12 protein-coding genes are annotated in these 17,925 nt (G+C 71.2%); 7 read left to right on the forward strand and 5 right to left on the reverse strand.

The genetic code is table 11. The features are described from left to right. Positions 1-10: 10 nt before the first annotated feature. The 6 genes from AW273_RS23955 to AW273_RS23980 are packed head-to-tail and all read left to right on the forward strand — an operon-like array spanning position 11 to position 4,772. The gene (locus AW273_RS23955; RefSeq protein WP_062352430.1) at positions 11-859 is read left to right on the forward strand and encodes a 3-hydroxyacyl-CoA dehydrogenase family protein; all 849 of its coding nucleotides are present in this window, start codon (positions 11-13) and stop codon (positions 857-859) included. A gap of 22 nt (positions 860-881) precedes the next feature. Next, a complete protein-coding gene (locus AW273_RS23960; RefSeq protein WP_062352175.1) occupies positions 882-1,130 on the forward strand; it encodes an acyl carrier protein in 249 nt (82 codons plus the stop codon). A 1-nt stretch (position 1,131) separates the two neighbouring features. Continuing rightward, positions 1,132-2,292: an acyl-CoA dehydrogenase family protein gene (locus tag AW273_RS23965; RefSeq protein WP_062352178.1), complete on the forward strand. Its 1,161-nt coding sequence runs from the start codon at positions 1,132-1,134 to the stop codon at positions 2,290-2,292. Then, the gene (locus AW273_RS23970; protein ID WP_062352181.1) at positions 2,292-3,371 is read left to right on the forward strand and encodes an HAD-IIIC family phosphatase; all 1,080 of its coding nucleotides are present in this window, start codon (positions 2,292-2,294) and stop codon (positions 3,369-3,371) included. Before AW273_RS23965 ends, AW273_RS23970 begins: the two co-directional genes overlap by 1 nt. Continuing rightward, positions 3,361-4,137 carry a thioesterase II family protein gene (locus AW273_RS23975; RefSeq protein ID WP_062352184.1) on the forward strand — a complete coding sequence of 259 codons (777 nt, stop codon included), beginning with the start codon at positions 3,361-3,363 and terminating at the stop codon, positions 4,135-4,137. Before AW273_RS23970 ends, AW273_RS23975 begins: the two co-directional genes overlap by 11 nt. Then, on the forward strand, positions 4,134-4,772 hold the full coding sequence (locus AW273_RS23980; RefSeq protein WP_062352187.1) for a 4'-phosphopantetheinyl transferase family protein: 639 nt from the start codon (positions 4,134-4,136) through the stop codon (positions 4,770-4,772). The genes AW273_RS23975 and AW273_RS23980 overlap by 4 nt, the downstream gene beginning before the upstream one ends. Here the strand turns inward: AW273_RS23980 and AW273_RS23985 are convergent. From AW273_RS23985 to AW273_RS24005, 5 genes are read right to left on the reverse strand one after another with little or no spacing between them, the layout of a single operon-like run. Continuing rightward, positions 4,735-5,895 carry an acyl-CoA dehydrogenase family protein gene (locus AW273_RS23985; RefSeq protein WP_062352189.1) on the reverse strand — a complete coding sequence of 387 codons (1,161 nt, stop codon included), beginning with the start codon at positions 5,893-5,895 and terminating at the stop codon, positions 4,735-4,737. The genes AW273_RS23980 and AW273_RS23985 overlap by 38 nt on opposite strands. Beyond that, the gene (locus AW273_RS23990) at positions 5,892-9,677 is read right to left on the reverse strand and encodes an SDR family NAD(P)-dependent oxidoreductase (protein WP_062352191.1); all 3,786 of its coding nucleotides are present in this window, start codon (positions 9,675-9,677) and stop codon (positions 5,892-5,894) included. Before AW273_RS23990 ends, AW273_RS23985 begins: the two co-directional genes overlap by 4 nt. After that, positions 9,674-14,401 carry a type I polyketide synthase gene (locus tag AW273_RS23995; RefSeq protein WP_083949994.1) on the reverse strand — a complete coding sequence of 1,576 codons (4,728 nt, stop codon included), beginning with the start codon at positions 14,399-14,401 and terminating at the stop codon, positions 9,674-9,676. The genes AW273_RS23990 and AW273_RS23995 overlap by 4 nt, the downstream gene beginning before the upstream one ends. Positions 14,402-14,436: 35 nt before the next feature. Continuing rightward, positions 14,437-15,231 (reverse strand): ABC transporter permease, encoded by a 795-nt coding sequence (locus tag AW273_RS24000; RefSeq protein WP_062352194.1) that lies wholly within the window; start codon positions 15,229-15,231, stop codon positions 14,437-14,439. After that, on the reverse strand, positions 15,221-16,057 hold the full coding sequence (locus tag AW273_RS24005; protein WP_062352196.1) for an ABC transporter ATP-binding protein: 837 nt from the start codon (positions 16,055-16,057) through the stop codon (positions 15,221-15,223). Before AW273_RS24005 ends, AW273_RS24000 begins: the two co-directional genes overlap by 11 nt. A gap of 414 nt (positions 16,058-16,471) precedes the next feature. Here AW273_RS24005 and AW273_RS24010 point away from each other — a divergent pair, with 414 nt between their 5' ends. Beyond that, positions 16,472-17,905 carry a glycosyltransferase family 39 protein gene (locus tag AW273_RS24010; RefSeq protein WP_198168321.1) on the forward strand — a complete coding sequence of 478 codons (1,434 nt, stop codon included), beginning with the start codon at positions 16,472-16,474 and terminating at the stop codon, positions 17,903-17,905. Positions 17,906-17,925 lie beyond the last annotated feature (20 nt).

Raw genomic sequence — 17,925 nt, forward strand, 5'->3', positions numbered from 1 at the left:
CGGAGAGGTCATGACAGTTATCGGTGTGGTGGGCGCCGGCGTGATGGGCGTCGGCGTGGCCCAGAACCTGGCCCAGACCGGCCACGATGTGGTCCTGGTGGACAAGGACGAGGAGATCCTCGCCGCCGCCCGCGCCACCATCTGGCGCAACGCCAGGATGAGCCGCCTGATGGGCGGCCCGGCCCTGGACCCCGATGACGTGTTGTCCCGGATCACCACCGCGGTGGGCGCCGAGGCGGTCGCCAAGGCCGACGTCGTCATCGAGAACGTGACGGAGAACTGGGACGTCAAGCGGTCGGTCTACGAGACGATGGACGCGGTCTGCGGGCCGGACACCATCTTCGTCGTCAACACCTCCGCGATCCCGATCACCAAGGTCGCCGCCGTCACCGGCCGCCCCGACAAGGTGGTCGGGGTGCACTTCATGAACCCGGTCCCGGCCAAGCCGGCGTGCGAGCTGATCCCCGGCTTCCACACGACCGCCGAGACCGTCGAGCGGGTCCGCGACCTGCTGTCGGCGATGGGCAAGAAGGCCATCGACGTCAAGGACGCCTGCGGGTTCGTCTCCAACCGGGTCCTGATGCTCACCGTGAACGAGGCCGCGTTCCTCGTCCACGAGGGCGTCGCCACCGCCGAGTCGGTCGACGAGGTGTTCCGGAGCTGTTTCGGCCACCCGATGGGCCCGCTGGAGACGGCCGACCTGATCGGGGTCGACACCATCCTCTACAGCGTGGAGGTGCTCTACGAGCACTACGCCGACAGCAAGTACCGCCCTTGCCCGCTGCTCAAGCAGATGACCGACGCGGGCCTGCACGGCCGCAAGTCGGGCCGCGGTTTCTACACCTACGACGCCAAGTAAGCGATCCCCGAAGGAGCCAGATATGTCCGGCAACGCCAAGGAACAGATCCTCGACTTCGTGCGCGCCCGCTACCCGCAGGCGGACATCGACGAGACCCAGGACATCTTCGCCCTGGGCTTCGTGAACTCGCTGTTCGCCATGGAGCTGGTGATGTTCATCGAGAAGACCTTCGAGGTCACCATCCCCAACGACGAACTGAAGATCGACAACTTCCGGACCGCCAACACCATGGCGGAGCTGGTGGACCGGCTTTCCCCCGCGCGGGTCTGAGATGACGACCCTGGCTGAGACCGCGCCGGGCACGCTTCAGGTCACCGACAGGAAGTCCGCCCGCGCGTTCGTCGACACCCACATCGTCCCGTACGCCGACGCGTACGACCGGCAGGGCCGGGTCCCCGAGGAGCTGCTGGAGCGGATGACCGCCGCCGGGCTCTGGGCCCCCTTCCTCCCCCGGGACACCGGCGGCGGGGAAATGGACGGGGGGATGGACCTGGTCACCCTCGGCGAGGTCCACGAGGAGGTGGGCCGGGGCTGCTCCTCGGTGCGCAGCCTGCTCACCGTGCACACGATGGTGTCGTGGGCGGTGCAGCGGTGGGGCAGCCCGGCCCAGCGCGAGCAGTGGGTGCCGGCGCTCGGCCGGGGAGACGTGCTCGCCGCGTTCTGCCTGTCCGAGCCCGGCGCCGGCAGCGACGCCTCCGGGATCGCCAGCAACGTCGTGGAGAAGAACGGCGGCTGGGTGCTCAACGGCGTCAAGAAGTGGATCACCAACGGCCAGCGCGCCGACCTCTTCCTGGTCTTCGCCCGCACGGCCACCAGCATCGGGGCGTTCCTGGTCCCCAGGGACAGCCCCGGCGTCGAGGTGACGCCGATCGAGGACATGCTCGGCACCCGGGCGTCGATGATCGCGGAGATCTCCTTCCGCGACGTCGCGCTCGGCCCGGACGCGCTGCTCGGCCCGAGCGGCTTCACCGCCGGCATGGTGCTGACCGGCACCCTGGACCTCGGCCGCTACAGCGTGGCGACCGGCTCGGTCGGCATCATCCAGGCCGCGCTGGAGGCCTGCGCCGCGTACGCCTCCCGGCGCACGGTCGGCGGGTCGCTCCTCAAGGATCTGCCGCTGATCCAGGCGAAACTCTCCGACATGGTCACCGACGCGCGGGCGGCCCGCCTGCTCGTCGCGGAGGCCGGTCGGCTCAAGGACGCCGGCGAGGCGTCCACGATCATGGCGACCTGGGTGGCGAAGTACTTCGCCTCCACCGCCGCCGCCCGGCACGCGTCCGAGGCGGTCCAGATCCACGGCGCGAACGGCTGCGGCCACGACTACCCGGTGGCGCGGCTGTACCGGGACGCCAAGGTCATGGAGATCATCGAAGGCAGCAACGAGATCCAGCGCGTCACCATCGCCAGCCAGGCAGAACGGGAGATCATCTGATGACCGTGGTCGACGAAAGCCCCCTTGTCGTCCCGGAGAAGCCGGTCCAGGGCCGGATCAAGTGCGTGGTCTGGGACCTGGACAACACGCTCTGGGACGGCGTGCTGCTGGAGGACGGCGAGGTCACCCTGCGGCCCGCGGTGGCGGCGCACATCCACCGGCTCGACCAGATGGGAGTGCTGCACTCGATCGCCAGCAAGAACGACCGCGAGGCCGCGCTGGAGAAACTGCGCGAGTTCGGCCTCGACGAGATGTTCCTGCACCCGCAGATCAACTGGAACGCCAAATCCGACTCCATCGCGCGCATCGCGAAGGCGCTCAACCTCGGGCTGGACGCCTTCGCCTTCGTCGACGACCAGGAGTTCGAGCGCGGCGAGGTCGGGCACGGCCTGCCCGCCGTCACCCTGGTCGACATCGTGGACCTGGAGGAGGCGCTGGCCCGGCCGGAGTTCATCCCCCGGTTCGTCACCGACGAGTCCGCCCAGCGCCGCCCCATGTACCAGGCGCAGGCCGCGCGGGACGATCTGGAGTCCGGTTTCGTCGGCACCAACGAGGAGTTCCTGGCCGGGCTGGAGATGCGGTTCACCATCGCTCCGGCCGTGCGGGACGACCTCCAGCGGGCCGAGGAGCTGACGGTCCGCACCAACCAGCTCAACTCGACCGGCCGCACCTACTCCTACGAGGAACTGGACGAGCTGCGCGAGTCGCCCGACCACCTGCTGCTGGTCGCCTCCCTGACCGACCGGTTCGGCAGCTACGGCAAGATCGGTCTCGCCCTGGTGGAGAAGGGTGAGCGGGAGTGGCGGCTCAACATGATGCTGATGTCCTGCCGGGTGATGTCCCGCGGCGTCGGCATGGTGCTGCTCAACCACATCCTGCGGCTGGCCCAGGCGGCCGGCGTGAGCGTGCGCGCCGACTTCGTGGAGACCGGCCGGAACCGGATGATGCAGGTCACCTACGCCTTCGCCGGATTCCGCGAGGTCAGCAGGGACGGCGTCCACGTGGTGCTGGAGGCCGACCTGACCACCGTCCAGCCGCCGCCGCCCTACGTCCACTTGGAGATCGTCGATGAGCTTTGACGACGCCGGCCGGTGGATGCCGTTCGCGGGCCAGACCGGCGCCGGCCCCGGCGCGCTCGCGCTGTACTGCCTGCCGCACGCAGGTGGCGCCGCCTCCACCTACCGGAGCTGGCAGCGAGTCCTGCCGGGGGTGGCCGTCCAGCCCATCCAGCTCCCGGGCCGGGACAGCAGGCTCAGGGAGCCCGCCTACGACCGGATGGGCCCGCTGGTGGCCGACCTCGCCGAGATCATCCAGGCGGACGTCTCGCTCGGCTCGATCGACCGCAGATACGCCCTGTACGGCCACAGCCTCGGCGCGCTCGTCGTGTTCGAGCTGGCCCGGGAGATCCGCCGTCGCGGCGGCCCGCCGCCGGTGCACCTGTTCGTCTCCGGTTCGGTCGCTCCGCAGCTCGCCTACGAGGACGGCAAGCCGGTCGGGCAGATGTCCCGGCCGGAGGTCGTCTCGATGCTCCGCGAGCTGGGCGGCACGCCGGAGTGGCTGCTGACCGATCCCGGCGTGCTGGACATGATCCTCCCGGCCGTGGTCGCCGACTTCACGATCAAGGAGACCTACGAGTACCGCGACGAGAAGCCGCTGGACCTGCCCATCACGGCCATGCCCAGCACCGACGACCCCCGGATCAAGGCCGAGACCGTGACGCCGTGGGGAGAGCAGACCACCCGGGAGTACGAGCTCCAGCCGTTCGTCGGCGGACACTTCGCGGTGTTCGAGCAGGCCGCGCTGGCCCACAAGCTCATCTCCAAGGCCCTGCTCAAATGGATGTGACGGACTCCTTCGTGTGGCGGGTCCACCTCGATCAGCCGGATGGCGCGAGGTGGGCCCCGCTGCTTTCCGGGGACGAACGGGCCCGCGCGGCGGCGCTGGCGACACCGGCCGAGCGCCGCCGCTTCACGGTCGCGCACGGCGTCCTGCGGGCCGTCCTCGGCGGGCTCACCGGCCTGCCGCCGGCCGGTCTCGTCTTCGGCGCGGAGCCCGGCGGCCGGCCGTACCTGGCCGGCCGGCCGATCGACTTCAACCTGTCGCACTCCGAGGAGTGGGCGCTGATCGGGGTGGCCCCGCCGGGCCTGCGGGTCGGCGTCGACGTCGAGCGCGTCCGCGACGACCTGGACCATCTGGCCATGGCCCGGCATCTGTACCGGCCCGCCGAGGTCGACCACCTGACCCGGGCCGCCTCGCCCCGGGAGGAGTACTTCCGGCTCTGGTGCGCCAAGGAGGCGTACATCAAGGCGACCGGGGCCGGCCTGGCCGGCCTGCGGGACGCGCTGGTAACGCCGGAAGGGAACGCGACGGTGGGTTCGTCGCGTTCCCTTCGCTGGCTTGAGGTGGCGCCCGGCTACGCGGGCGCCGTCGTCACGACCGCTGTCACGACCGTTGCGACACCGGCACCACGTACCGGTTGAACACCAGGTCCCGCAGCACGTCGTCACCGCCCTCCACGATCGACACGTACCGCACGTCCCGCAGCAGCTTGCCGATCACCGCGTCGTGGGTGTAGCCCACGCCGCCGAACATCTCCGACGCGGCCGAGGCGATCTGCCAGCCGGTCTGGCCGCAGAACATCTTCGTGGTCAGCGCCGCCTTCAGCGTGCCCACCCGGAGGAACTCCGCGGCCGCGTCCGGCCGGGCCGCGATCTCGTCGTACCGGCGGGCCGCCGCCAGGCACTGGTTCGCCATCACGTCGATCTGCATCTCGAACTGGCCCAGCTTGGCCGCGAACACCGCGTTGCCGGCCAGGACGGCGCCCTTGACCTGCTTGGACCTCCCGTACTCCAGGCACACGTCCCGGATCCGGCGGGCGATGCCGAGCGCCGTCGTGGCGATCAGGATGCGGCTGGCGTTCAGCCCCACCTCCAGCAGCCGCAGCCCGTTGCCGCGCAGCACGTTGGCGGCCGGCACCCGGCAGTCGGTCAGCGTCACCTGATAGGTCGCCGAGGAGCGCAGCCCCAGCACGTCCCAGCGTTTGTCGATCCGGATGCCCGGCGTGTCCCGGGGGACCAGCACCGCGAGGTAGCCGGCCGGGTCGTGTTCGGCGCGGGCGACCACCACCAGGAACTCGGCGAAGTCGGCGTTCGTGGAGAACGCCTTCTCCCCGTTCAGCACGACGTCGTTCCCGTCGCGGCGGGCCGTCGTGGTGATCCTGGCCAGCTCGCTGCCCGCCGCGTGCTCGCTGCCGAGCGTCGCGCAGAACCCGCTCCCGGCCACCAGCTTGCCCAGGTAGTGGTCCCGCAGTTCGGGGGAGCCGTACCAGGAGACCATGCTGGTCGTCAGAATCGGGATGAACAGGGTGAACGCGGCGCCGGCGTCGGCGTAGGCGAGTTCGGCGACGATCCGCACGCCGTCCTCCAGGCTGAGGCCGGGGCCGCCGTGCTCCTTCGGCACCCACCAGTTCGCCAGGCCGGTGTCCGCGAACCGCTCGTACAGCGGGAGCGGCGCCTCGGCCAGCGAGTCGAGGTAGGCGTCCTTGCCGATGAGCTCCCTGCGCGCGAACGCCTGGACCGAACGCACGTGCTCCGGCTGCCTCATCCGGTCTCCCGTTCGTCCAGCAGCTCGGCCAGCATGCGCACCGTCGGGCACTCCAGCAGTCCCGTCACCGGCACCGACGCGTTCAGCGACTTGCGGATCCTGGTGGTCAGCTCGATCGCGAGAAGCGAGTGGCCGCCCAGCTCGAAGAAGTTGTCGGTGGCGCCGATCGGCTCGATGCCCAGCACCCGCGACCAGATGTCGGCCAGCGCCGCCTCGGTGCCCTCCCTCGGCTCCACGTAGGGGTTGTTGAGATCCGGCCTCGGATGGCGTTCCTGGTCGTCGAGGGTGTCGTCGGTGTTGTGGATGTCGCCGACGACCCACTGCGCCAGCCGGCCCTCCAGCGGACCGGTCGAGATGACCAGATGGCCGACCCGGTCGGTGGCCGACAGGGCCCGCTCGAAGACGTCGACGCCTTCGACCGGGGCCATCGCGAAGCCGACCACGGCCTCGCTGTGGCCTTCCAGACGGCTGGCGTCGATGCTCCAGGTGTCCCAGTCGACGGTCACCCAGCGGCTCGCGCCCGCCACCCGGGACTGCCGGATGTAGGCGTCCAGCGCCGCGTTGGCCGCCGCGTACGGCGCGAGCGTCATGCCGCCCAGCACCGCCGCGATGGACGACAACGTGATCCGCCGGTCGGCGGCGTGCCCGCCGAGCACCTTCTCCAGCACGTGGAAGCCCTTGACCTTGGTGGACAGGTGGGCGTCGCACTGCGCGCGGTCCATCAGGTGGGCGAAGTTGAAGTACGCCCCGTCCTGCACGCCCGCGCCGTGCACCACCACGTCGATCCCGCCGAACCGCTCGACCGCGGCCTCGACCACGGCCGCCATCCGCTCCTCGTCCGCCACGTCGGCGGACAGGCAGAGCACGGTCGCGCCCCGGCTCTCCAGGTCCAGGATGTTGCGGACGTGCCGGGCGGTGCGCTCGCCGCCGGGGGGCGTCTCGGCCAGGAACGCCTCCCACTCCTCGCGGGGCGGCAGCGGGGAGCGGGCGGTGAGGACCAGGTTGCAGCCGTAGGCGGCGGCCAGGTGCCGGGAGAGCACGAGCCCGACATCGCCGAGGCCGCCGGTGATCAGCACGGTCTCGCCGTCCCTGATCGGGCGGGTGTCGTCGGTCGGCTCGTCGATCGGGAACTGCTCGTAGGCCCGCACCCAGGTCTCGCCGGCGCGGACCGCGACCGGGCCCTCGTGCGGGGCCAGGATCGCGGCCAGGATCTGGACGGCGTCGCCGACGGCGTCGGTGTCGATCGTGCGGGCCCGGATCCGGGGGTTCTCCTGGGCCAGGCTGGGGGCCAGCGCCGCCAGCGTGGCGTGCTCCGGGTGACGCAGGTCCGAGCCGAGCACACCGACCGCCCCCGAGGTGAGCAGGGCGAGTTCGGCGCGCGGCGCGGAGCCGCTGTTGTCGACCAGTTCCCTGGCCAGCGCCAGCACGGAGTAGAAGCCGCGGCGCTGTTCGGCGTCGAAGTGCGCGGACGGGTCCTGACCCGGTCCCGGCTCGGCCGCGGCCAGGCTGAACCCGTGGACGATCGCGCGGGGCGCGACCAGCAGCGAGTACAGCAGTTCGGCCATGTCATCGGGCTGGTCCAGCCGGATGGTGAAGTCTCCCGCGTCGTCCTGGCCGAAGCTCTCGCCGCTCCGTACCGCCGTGACCTCGGCGCCCGCCGCGTTCAGCCGGTCGATCAGAGCCTCGCCCCGGGCGTCGTCGGCGAAGACCAGCCAGGGACCGGCCGCCCGCAGCCGCTCGTCCAGGTCGGCGACCGCGAACGGCCGCTGCCGCCAGGTCGGCAGGTACGTCCACTTCGACCGGTCGAACGTCTTGTCGTCGCTCACCGGGGCGGCCTGCATGTCCGGGTTGGCCTTCACCCAGTAGCGGCGCTTCTGCCACGGGTAGGTGGGCAGCTCGACCCTGCGGCCGGCCCCCCGGTGCAGCGCGGTCCAGTCGATCGTGCTGCCGGCCTGCCACAACCGGGCCAGCGTGGCCAGCAGCCACTCGGCCGCGGGCACCCCGTCGACGGGGGCGACGGCGATCTCCTCCGACGCCTGACCGGCGTCCTCACGCGACACCTGCACGCCGAGCCGCCGCAGCCCGTCGGCCAGCGCGCCGACCGCGTCGTGCCGGTCGGTGCCGTCCTCGATGCCGATCACGGCGTCGACCGCCGCGAGCAGCTCCGGCCACCAGGCCGCCGGCACGCCCTCCGGCGTGACCAGGCGCACCTTCGGGTTACGGCGCTGGGTCTTGGCGTTGATCCAGCGGGAGGGGTCGGTCAGCGCCACGACCGCGTCGTCGCGGTCGGCGACCACGACCGCGCGCCGCAGCGCGAACCCGCCGCGCGACATCTGCAGGGTGAACGCCACGTCCGCGACGTCCTCGCCGGAGTCGCCGGCCAGGTGGGCGGCCAGCCGCTCGCCGAGCTCGTTCAGCGCGTTCTCGTCGCCCGCCGAGAACGTCAGCAGGTGCGGGCCCGGCCGGTGCGGGCGGGCCTCGCGCGGCGGCGCCTGCTCCAGCACGACGTGCGCGTTGGTCCCGCCGAGGCCGAACGAGCTGACCCCGGCCCGGCGCGGATGCGGGCCCTCCGGCCACGGCCGGTGCTCGGTCAGCACGGTGAACCGGTCCTGCGCGGTGGCCAGCGCCGGGTTCGGCTGGACGTAGTCCGGCACACCCTGGAGCAACTCGTGCTTGAGGCTCAGCGCGGCCCGCATCAGCCCGGTCACACCGGAGGCCCGGTCGAGGTGACCCAGGCTCGGCTTCAGCGAACCGAGCACGGCCGGGGTCTCCCGCGGCTGGGTGAACACCCGGTTCATCGCGGCCAGCTCGATCGAGTCGCCCAGCATGGTGCCGGTGGCGTGGCACTCGACGTAGCCGATGGTGTCGGGTTTGACCCCGGCCACGCCGAGCGCCGACTCGATCACGTCGGCCTGGCCGTCCACGCCCGGCGCGGTGTAACCGGCCCGCATCCGGCCGTCGTTGTTGGAGGCCGAGCCGAGGATGACTGCGTGGATCACGTCGCCGTCGGCGAGCGCGTCCGACATGCGCTTGAGCGCGACCGTGCCGACGCCGCTGCCCATCACGGTGCCGCCCGCCTCGGCGTCGAAGCTGCGGACCTTCCCGTCCGGCGACATGATGCCGCCCTGCTCGTACAGGTAGCCGGCCGGCTGGGGGAGCGGCGTGAACGCGCCGCCGGCCAGCGCCATGTCGCACTCGTACGTCAGCAGGCTCTGGCAGGCCAGATGCACCGCCACCAGCGACGTGGAGCAGAACGTCTGCACCGACACCGCCGGTCCGCGCAGCCCCAGCTTGTACGACACCAGCGACGCCAGCGAGTCGCGCTCGTTGCCGATCGCCATCAGCATCGCGCCGCCCGGCGCGTTGGTCAGGTGGAAGATGTTCTTCACCACGTAGTCGGGGAACCCGCACCCGCCGAACACCGCGACCTGCCCAGGCACGTCGGTGGGGCAGTAGCCGGCGCCCTCCAGCGCCTCCCACGAGCACTCCAGGAACAGCCGGTGCTGCGGGTCCATCATCTCGGCCTCGCGCGGGTTGATCCCGAAGACCCCCGCGTCGAAGTGCTCCAGGCCGTTCAGCGGGCCGCCGATCCGCACGTAGCGCGGGTCGGCGATCTGCCCCGGCTCGACGCCGGTCTCGCGCAGCTCCTCGTCGGTGATCTCGCGCAGGCCCTTGATCCCGGACAGTACGTTCCGCCACAGGTCGGCGACGCTGTCGGCGCCCGGGAAACGACCGGACATGCCGATCAGCGCCACCGCCGAGGCGTAGTCGGTTTCTGTCATGACGTCCTTCCGCTCCGGAGCATGTTCCGCCGCTGTTCGATGCGCGAGGTGCGCTGCTGTTCGCGCACGTCGGCCGTCTGCTCTTCGTTGGCCTCGCCCGCGGTGGCCGCTTCGGCGAGCGATGAGATCGTGGGCGACTGGTAGAGGATGTGCGGTGGGAGGTAGGTCAGGCCGAGCGCCTTCCGGACCTCCGCGATGATCTCCATGCCCAGCAGCGAGTTGCCGCCCAGCTCGAAGAAGTTGTCGTGGACCCCGACCGACTCCAGGCCGAGCGCCTCGGTCCACACCTCGGCGATCTTCTCCTCGGCCTCGTTCTGCGGCTCCACGAACGCGGTCGACAGGTCCGGCCTGGGGTGCCGGCCGAAGGCGTCCCTGAGCTTCTTGACCGTCGCCTGGTGGCTCTCGATCGACGACTTGCGGCTCATCGCGACCAGCGGCGCGAAGTCCTGCGTGGAGGCGACGACATGGCGTTCGCCGCTGTTCAGCACCCGTACGAGGGTCTCGAAGCCGTCCTCGAAGCTGAGCCCGAACAGGCCCCGGTACCAGGTGAAGTACTGCTTGGAGCCCTCGTCGTAGTTCTCCAGGCCCTCCGTCCAGCCGTTCCAGGTCCACTCGCACCAGTCGACCGAGGTGACCAGCGCGCCGGGCAGCGGGTCGCTGAGCGCGAAGGAGTCCAGGAACGCGTTGGCCGCGCAGTAGTCGACCTGGCCGGCGCCGCCGCCGGTGGCGGAGGTGGTGGAGGAGTAGAGGGCGAGGAAGTCGACCGGCACGTCCTTCAGCACCTCGGCCAGGGCCAGCGAACCGGCCACCTTCGGCGCGAGCGTGCGCTCGATGTCGGCCACGGTCTTGAACTGCATCAGGCCGACCGCCGGCACGCCCGCGCAGTGCAGCACGCCGTTGAGCTCGCCGAACCGCTCGATCGCCGCGTCGACCGCCCGCCGCACGTCCGCGACCTTGGACACGTCGCCGGCCACGGTGACGACCCCGGCGCCGCCCGCCTCCAGCCGGCGCAGCCCCTCGACGCGCCGCCGCACCTCGTCGGCGGTGGCGGGGGCGGCCAGGATCTGGTTCCACTGGTCCTTCGGCGGGACCGCGGTGCGCCCCATGAGGACCAGGTTGGCCTGGTACTTCGTGGCCAGCAGCTCGGCCATGCCCAGGCCGATGCCGCCCAGACCGCCGGTCACCAGGTACGTCCCGCCGCGCCGCACATCCACGACCGGGGCGGTTCTGTCGATGTTGGCGGCGTCCAGCACCTCGTAGCCGGGCGTCCAGCGGCGGCCTTCGCGCAGCGCGACGACCTGGTCGGCGGGGTCGGCCCGCAGCTCGGCCAGCAGCCCCCGCAGGGCGGCCGGTCCGGTGCCCGCGTCGATGTCGATCAGGCGGGTCTTGACCCTCGGGTACTCGACGGGGATGAGCCGGGTCGGGCCGAGCAGCGTGTTGCGCTCGGGGAGGATGTCGTCGCCGGTCAGCACCTTCTGGCTGCCGACCGTGACGATGTCCAGCGCCCAGGCCGGCAGGCCCAGGTCGACCGCGGCCCTGGCGAACGAGACCAGCGTGTAGAGGCCGCGCTTCAGGCACTCCTGGGTGGCGTCGCCCTCGGCGGGGGCCGGGTCGGCGGTCCACAGGTGCACGACCCGCTCCGGCGTGAAGTCACGGCCGCCGAGCGTCCGCAGAGCGGCGACGATGTCGTCCTGCGAGCCGGGGCGGACGACGAAGCCGTCGGGGGTGTCGGCGTAGGCGTCGCCGGGCCGGACCAGGACGACCTCGTGGCCGAGCGCGTCCAGCGCGGCGCGGACCGATCCGGTCAGCGTGTCGGCCAGGCCCGCGTCGGTGAAGAGCAGCCACTTGGTCTGCTCCTCCTCGCGTACGAGCTGGGGCGCGGTCTGCCGCCACACCGGGACGTTGATCCACCGCTCGTCGGGCAGGCGCGGCAGCGCGGTCGCGATGCTGGTGGGGTCGCTCTCGTCCAGCATGGGCACGCCGGTGGTCAGCGCCGACTGGTCGATCTCCAGCCAGTAGTCCTGGCGGTCGAACGGGTAGGTCGGCAACGGCACCCGGCCGGGCGTCCAGCCGGTGTGCAGGGCGTCCCAGTCGATCGGAACCCCGGCCAGCCAGAGCTTGGCGACGGCGGTCGCGGTGGCGGCGAGCGTCTCCACCTGGTCGCCCTGGCCGGGCAGGGTGGTGACGATCAGCGGCCACTGGTCGCGGTCGCAGCCGGGGTGGCCGCGGGTCAGCGCGCCGAGCGACTGCCCGGGGCCGATCTCGGTCAGGGTCATGTCGCCGCCGCGCAGCACGTGCGCGAGCCCGGCGCCGAACTCGACCGTCTCGCACATGTGGCGGGCCCAGTAGCCGGGGTCGGTGATGAGCTCGGCGGTGGCGATCTCGCCGGTGACGTTGCTGACGTAGGGGATGGCCGGCGGGTTCAGCGTCACGTTGGCGCTGATCCAGGAGGTCAGCTCGGCCGCGACCGGCTGGAGCATCCGGGAGTGGAACGCGTGGGTGGTCTGGAGGCGGCGGCAGCCGATCTCGGCCGCTCTGAGCCGCGCCGCGGCGGCCTCGACGCTCTCCTCGGGCCCGGCCAGCACGAGTTGCGAGCCGGTGCGGACCGCGACGTCGAGGTCGAGGTCGCCCAGCACCGCCTTCAGCCGCTTCTCGTCGGCGGCCACGGCCAGCATGCCGCCCTCCGGCTGGGAGGTGATCAGCTTGGCCCGGTAGGCGACCAGCTTGAGCGCGTCGGCCAGCGACAACACCCCGGACAGGCAGGCCGCGACGTACTCGCCGAGGCTGTAGCCGACCATGATCTCCGGCTTGACGCCCCAGCTCATCAGCAGCCGGGCCAGCGCGTACTCGGCGACGAACACGGCGGGCTGGATGAGATGCGCGTTCGGGGCCGACCGCGGGGAGGCGTCCCCGGTCCGCCCGAGCAGCGCGGCCAGGTCGGGGGCGTTCGCGGGTCCGGCCGGGACGAAGACGTCGGACAGCTGGGACGCCTCGGTGAGGCCCAGCAGGCTGACGCACTCGTCCACGTCCGCCCGGAAGCCGGGCTCGGCCTCGTACAGGGCGGCGACCATGCCCGGATACTGCTCGCCGACGCCGGCGATCAGGAACCCGGTCTTGCGGCCGACCGCCGTGTCGGTACGGCCCAGCGGCCCGGCGGGGTCCGCGAGCAGCGCGGCGGCCTTGGTGTTGTCGTCGGCGATGACGACCTTGCGGTGGTTGAAGACCTTGCGGCCCTTCTGGAGGGTGTAGGCGATGTCGCCCAGGTCCAGGCCGGGGTCGGCGGCGATGCTCTCGCCCAGGCGGGCCGCCATCCGCTCGGCGGAGGCGGCCGAGCGGGCCGACACCGGGAGGATCTGCCAGCGGCGGGGCCGCTCCGGGCGCGCGGCCGGGACGGGGGCCTCGACGATGATCGCGTGCGCGTTGGTGCCGCCCATGCCGAGCGAGCTGATCCCGGCGATGCGCGGCCGGTCGGCGCCGCGCGGCCAGGGGGTGGGCTGGGACGTGACGTAGAACGGGCTGGTCTCGAAGTCGATCTCGGGGTTCGGCGAGGTGTAGTGCAGCGTCCCGGGGATCAGCTCGTGCCGCAGCGACTGGACGACCTTGATCAGGCCGGTCGCGCCGGAGGCGCGGTCGAGGTGGCCGACGTTCGGCTTGATCGAGCCGAGGATGCAGTACTGCTTCTTCTCGGTCTGGCCGAACGCCCTGGTCAGGGCCGCGACCTCCATCGGGTCGCCGACCTCGGTGGCGGTGCCGTGCGCCTCGACGTAGGAGATCTGCGACGGGTCCACGCCCGCCTTCTCGATCGCCTTGGCGACGCAGCGGCGCTGGCCGTCGATGCTGGGGGCCAGGTAGCTGAACTTCATCGCGCCGTCGTTGTTGATCGTCGATGCGCGGATCACCGCGAGCACGGTGTCCCGGTCCTCGATCGCCTTGCCCAGGCGCTTCAGCGCGACCACGGCCGCGCCGTCGCCGAACATGCTGCCCCGGCCCTGCGCGTCGAAGGTCCGCACATGGCCGTCGGGCGACTCCTGGCCGCCCTCCTCCCAGAGGTAGCCGGTCCGGTCCGGGATCCGGACCGAAACGCCGCCCGCGAGCGCCATGTCGCACTCGTCCCGGCGCAGCGCCTCGCTCGCCAGGTGCACCGCGACCAGCGAGGTCGAGCAGAACGTCTGCACGGTCACGCTCGGCCCGGACAGGTCCAGCCGGAACGACACGTTCGTGGCCAGCGAGTCCTTGTCGTTGCCGATCATCAGCGCCGACGTGTCGATGCCCATGGCGAACGCCTGGAGGCGGGTCAGCAGGTAGCCGCTGATGTTCATGCCGGCGAACACGCCGACCGAGCCGCGGCTCTCCGGCGAGCCGTACCCGGCCGACTCCAGGACCTCCCACACGCATTCGAGGAAGAGCCGCTGCTGCGGATCGGCCAGCGTGGCCTCGCGCGGGTTGTAGCCGAAGAACGCCGCGTCGAAGCCGCGGATGTCATCGAGAATCGGCCGGCTCCGGACGTAGTTCGGTTTCGAGAACGTCGCCGCCGGCACGCCCGCCTCGATCAGTTCCTCATCGGAGAAACGCGTGAAGGATTCGACGCCGGTGCTGATGTTCCGCCAGAACGTTTCGACGTCATTGGCTCCCGGGAATCGACCGGCCATGCCGATGATCGCAATATCGGACTCGTCCGCGGGGTATTGCGAGTCACCAGGTGGATGTTGCTGAGTCATCAACATGCCCCTATTCACCGAATTTTTAGGTGGAAATTCTTTTAGAGGAGCCCGCCGCGGCCCCAGCCGCGGGTGAGCCGGCGAATCGCGAACACGCCGCAGACCAGCGCGATCCCCAGCAGGATCGCCGCGGGCCGCAGGACTCCGGCGGTGTCACCGGCGACCGCGGCCTGCAACATCTCCAGGGCCCAGTAGCCGGGGGACGCCTGCGCGGCGACCTGCGCCCACTCCGGCATCAGGCTCAGCGGCACCAGCGCCCCGCCGAGCGAGCTGAGCGTCAGCGCGCCCACGTCCGTGATCACGCTGAGCTCGCCGTGGCTGCGCACGATCGCGGCCAGCAGCGCGCCGATCGCCAGCAACGTGAACGCCCAGAGCAGGATGGCCCCCAGGACCAGCGGGACGTTGCCCGGGATGGGCAGGCCGATGACCAGGCAGCCGTACACCAGCAGGATGGTCTGCTGGGCGATCATCACCACGTAGATCGGCAGCGTCTTGCCGATCAGCAGCTCGGCGGCCGGCGCCCGGCTCACCCGGAGCCGGTCCCAGGTCTTCCAGGTGCGCTCGGCCAGGATCGCGTTGCCCGCGATGGAGATCGCGAACACCGAGAACATGACCAGCAGCCCGGTCACCACCTTGGTGGTGCCGCCGTCGACCGCCCGCACGTAAAGCGGCTCCAGGACCAGCATCAGGACCATCGGCATGACCACGTAGCTGATCGTCTGGCCGGGGTCGCGGAGCCGGATGAGCGTGTTGTTGCCGGCCATCGCGCGGATCCGGTAAAGGGACTCGCGCAGGGCGGCGGCCGGCCCGGGACGGTAGTCGGTCTCAAGGAGCATCGCTGACCGCCAGGGATCGGTAGAGGTCGTCCAAGGAGGGGTTGTGCACCTCGATCGTGCTGATCGGCCGCTCGGCGCGGCCCAGCAGGTCGATCAGGGTGGCCGCCGGCTGCGTGGTGGAGACGCGGACCTCCTCCTCGTTGTCGTGGATCAGCCGCACCTCCCCGGGCAGTCCGTCCACCAGCTCGTCGTAGGTGCCCCGCGCGATGATCTTCCCGTTGCGGGCCACCGCGATGGTGGCCTGCAACTCGACCAGTTCGGGCAGGTAGTGCGTGGTGTAGACGATGGCCGCGCCGTCGCCGGCGCGCTGCTTGACGACGTCGAGCATCGCCTCGCGGGTCTCCAGGTCGGCGCCCGCGGTCGGCTCGTCGAGCAGCAGCAGACCGGGCCGGTTGATCAGCGCGGTGGCCGCCTGGACCCGCCGCTGCTGCCCGCCGGACAACCCCGCCGTCCTGCGGTCGATGAACGAGCCGAGCCTCAGCGCGACGGTCAGCTCCTCGACGGCGCTGTCGAGCGCGGCCCGGCGCAGCCCCGCGAGCCTCCCGAACAGGTTGAGGTGCTCGCGCACGGTGACGGACGGATAGAGCGCGATGTGCTGCGGCGCGACGCCCACCCGCCCCCTGCTCGCCGACGGCGGACGTCCGTCGATGGTCACGTGACCGCCGTCCTGACGGATCAGGTACGACACGATCTCCACGAAGGTCGTCTTGCCCGCGCCGTTGTGGCCGACCAGGCCGACGATCTCACCGGCCGCCACACTCAGGCTGAATCCGTCCAGCGCCAGGACCGAGCCGTATCGCTTGACAAGATCGATGGCTTGCAGCAACGTGTCACCTCCTTGAGTATTCACCTCGAAAAGACGGTGCTTTTCGCGTGCCCGCGAATTGATAATTCAGGTGGTAATTCGACTGACGAAATCGAGTTACCGCTACAGTAGCGGCGGGCGGCCCGGCCGCTATTGGCAGGAAGTGGCCGGATACAACAGGCCAACGGCGGGCGGCCGTTGCCGGCAGGGGTTTCCCCCTACTCGGCGGCGCCACGAAGACAGGGGTTGCGCCCGGCGGCGCGTTCAACCGATTCCTGGCAGGCTGACCTGCGAAAACGGCCATTCTCGCCTGACACCGGCGAGCTGTTCATATTGACCCGTTGCTGTCAGACTCTCCGGGTGGCTATCGAACGCTCTGACACGAGGTTGCCGGAGGAAGGCGACAGTCGCCTCAGGGGGCTGCCATCCCTCGCGGTGGGCCCGATCGCCGCGGTCGCGGCGTCGCTCGCGGTCCTGCTGACCGCTCTGTCCGACCGGTACGGATTCCATCGGGACGAGCTCTACTTCATGGTCGCCGGCGATCACCCCGACTGGGGCTATGTCGACCAGCCACCGCTGACCCCTCTGCTCGCCCGCGCGAGCACCGCCCTGCTCGGCGACACCCCGGCCGCGCTCCGCGTCGTCGCGACGATCCTCTGCGTGGCCTCGGTCGTGACCGTCGCCCTGATCGCCCGCGAACTCGGCGGCGACCGCCGGGTGCAGTTCGTCGCCGCCTGCTGCGCGGCCACCTCCGGGATCGTCCTGGGCCTGGGCCACCTGCTCGCCACCGCGACCTTCGACATGCTCGCCTGGCTGGTGATCAGCCTGCTGGTGCTGCGACTGCTCCGCACCGGCGACGGCCGCTGGTTCCTGGCGATCGGCGTCGCGGTCGGCGTCGGCATGGAGAACAAGCAACTGCTGGGGCTGCTGGTGGTGACCCTGTTCCTGGCGCTCCTGCTGGTCGGGCCGAGAGACGTGCTGCGCACCCGCTGGTTGCCGATCGGCGCGCTCATCGCCGTGGTCATCGCCGCGCCCAACCTGATCTGGAGCGCCGCGAACGGCTGGCCGCAGTTCGCGGTCGCGGCCGGGATCAGCGAAGACGGCGCGGACGACCGCATGATGCTCTTCCCGCTTCTGATCGCGCAGCTCTCCCCGCTGTTCTTCCCGATCTGGGTGGCCGGCCTGGTCCGCCTGTGGCGGGACCGGTCGGTCCGCTGGGCCCGGCTGATCCCCGTGGCGACCCTGCTGCTGTTCACCGTCGTGCAGTTCGCGGGCGGCAAGGCCTACTACGTGCTGCCTCTGTTGATGGTCTCGCTGGCGGCAGGCGTGGCGCCCGTCGTCGGCCGGGTCCGTCCGCGTGTGCTCGTCGCGGGCATCGCGGTCGCGGCGACCGTCAACGTCATCGTCGGGCTCCCGGTCCTGCCGCCCGCCGCCGCGCGGTTCCCGAACGCGTTGAACGCCGAGGTGGGCGAGCAGATCGGCTGGCCGGAGCTCGTCAGGTCGGTCGCGGACGCCTGGAACCAGATCCCCGAAGCCGACCGCGCCCGCGCCGTCATCTTCGCCCAGAACTACGGCGAAGCCGCCGCGATCGCGCGGTACGGCCCCGATCACGGCCTCCCCGACGCCTATTCGGGACACATGAGTTACGCCGACTGGGGCCCGCCCCCCGACAGCGCCGACGGCCCCGTCATCCTGGTCCACGTCGCCGCGAACCGCCGCATCCCCGCGCGGTTCACCGACTGCCGCCTCGCCGGCCCGGTCGACATCGGCCACGACATCGACAATCAGGTCAGCGAGAACGTCATCCAGATCTGCGGCCCCGCTCCCGTCCCCTGGTCCGCCCTCTGGCCGAGCCTGCGGACCACCTGATGCCGACACCGATCAGCGGT

Origin of the sequence: Herbidospora yilanensis, assembly GCF_001570565.1 — a bacterium.
Lineage (GTDB): Bacteria > Actinomycetota > Actinomycetes > Streptosporangiales > Streptosporangiaceae > Herbidospora > Herbidospora yilanensis.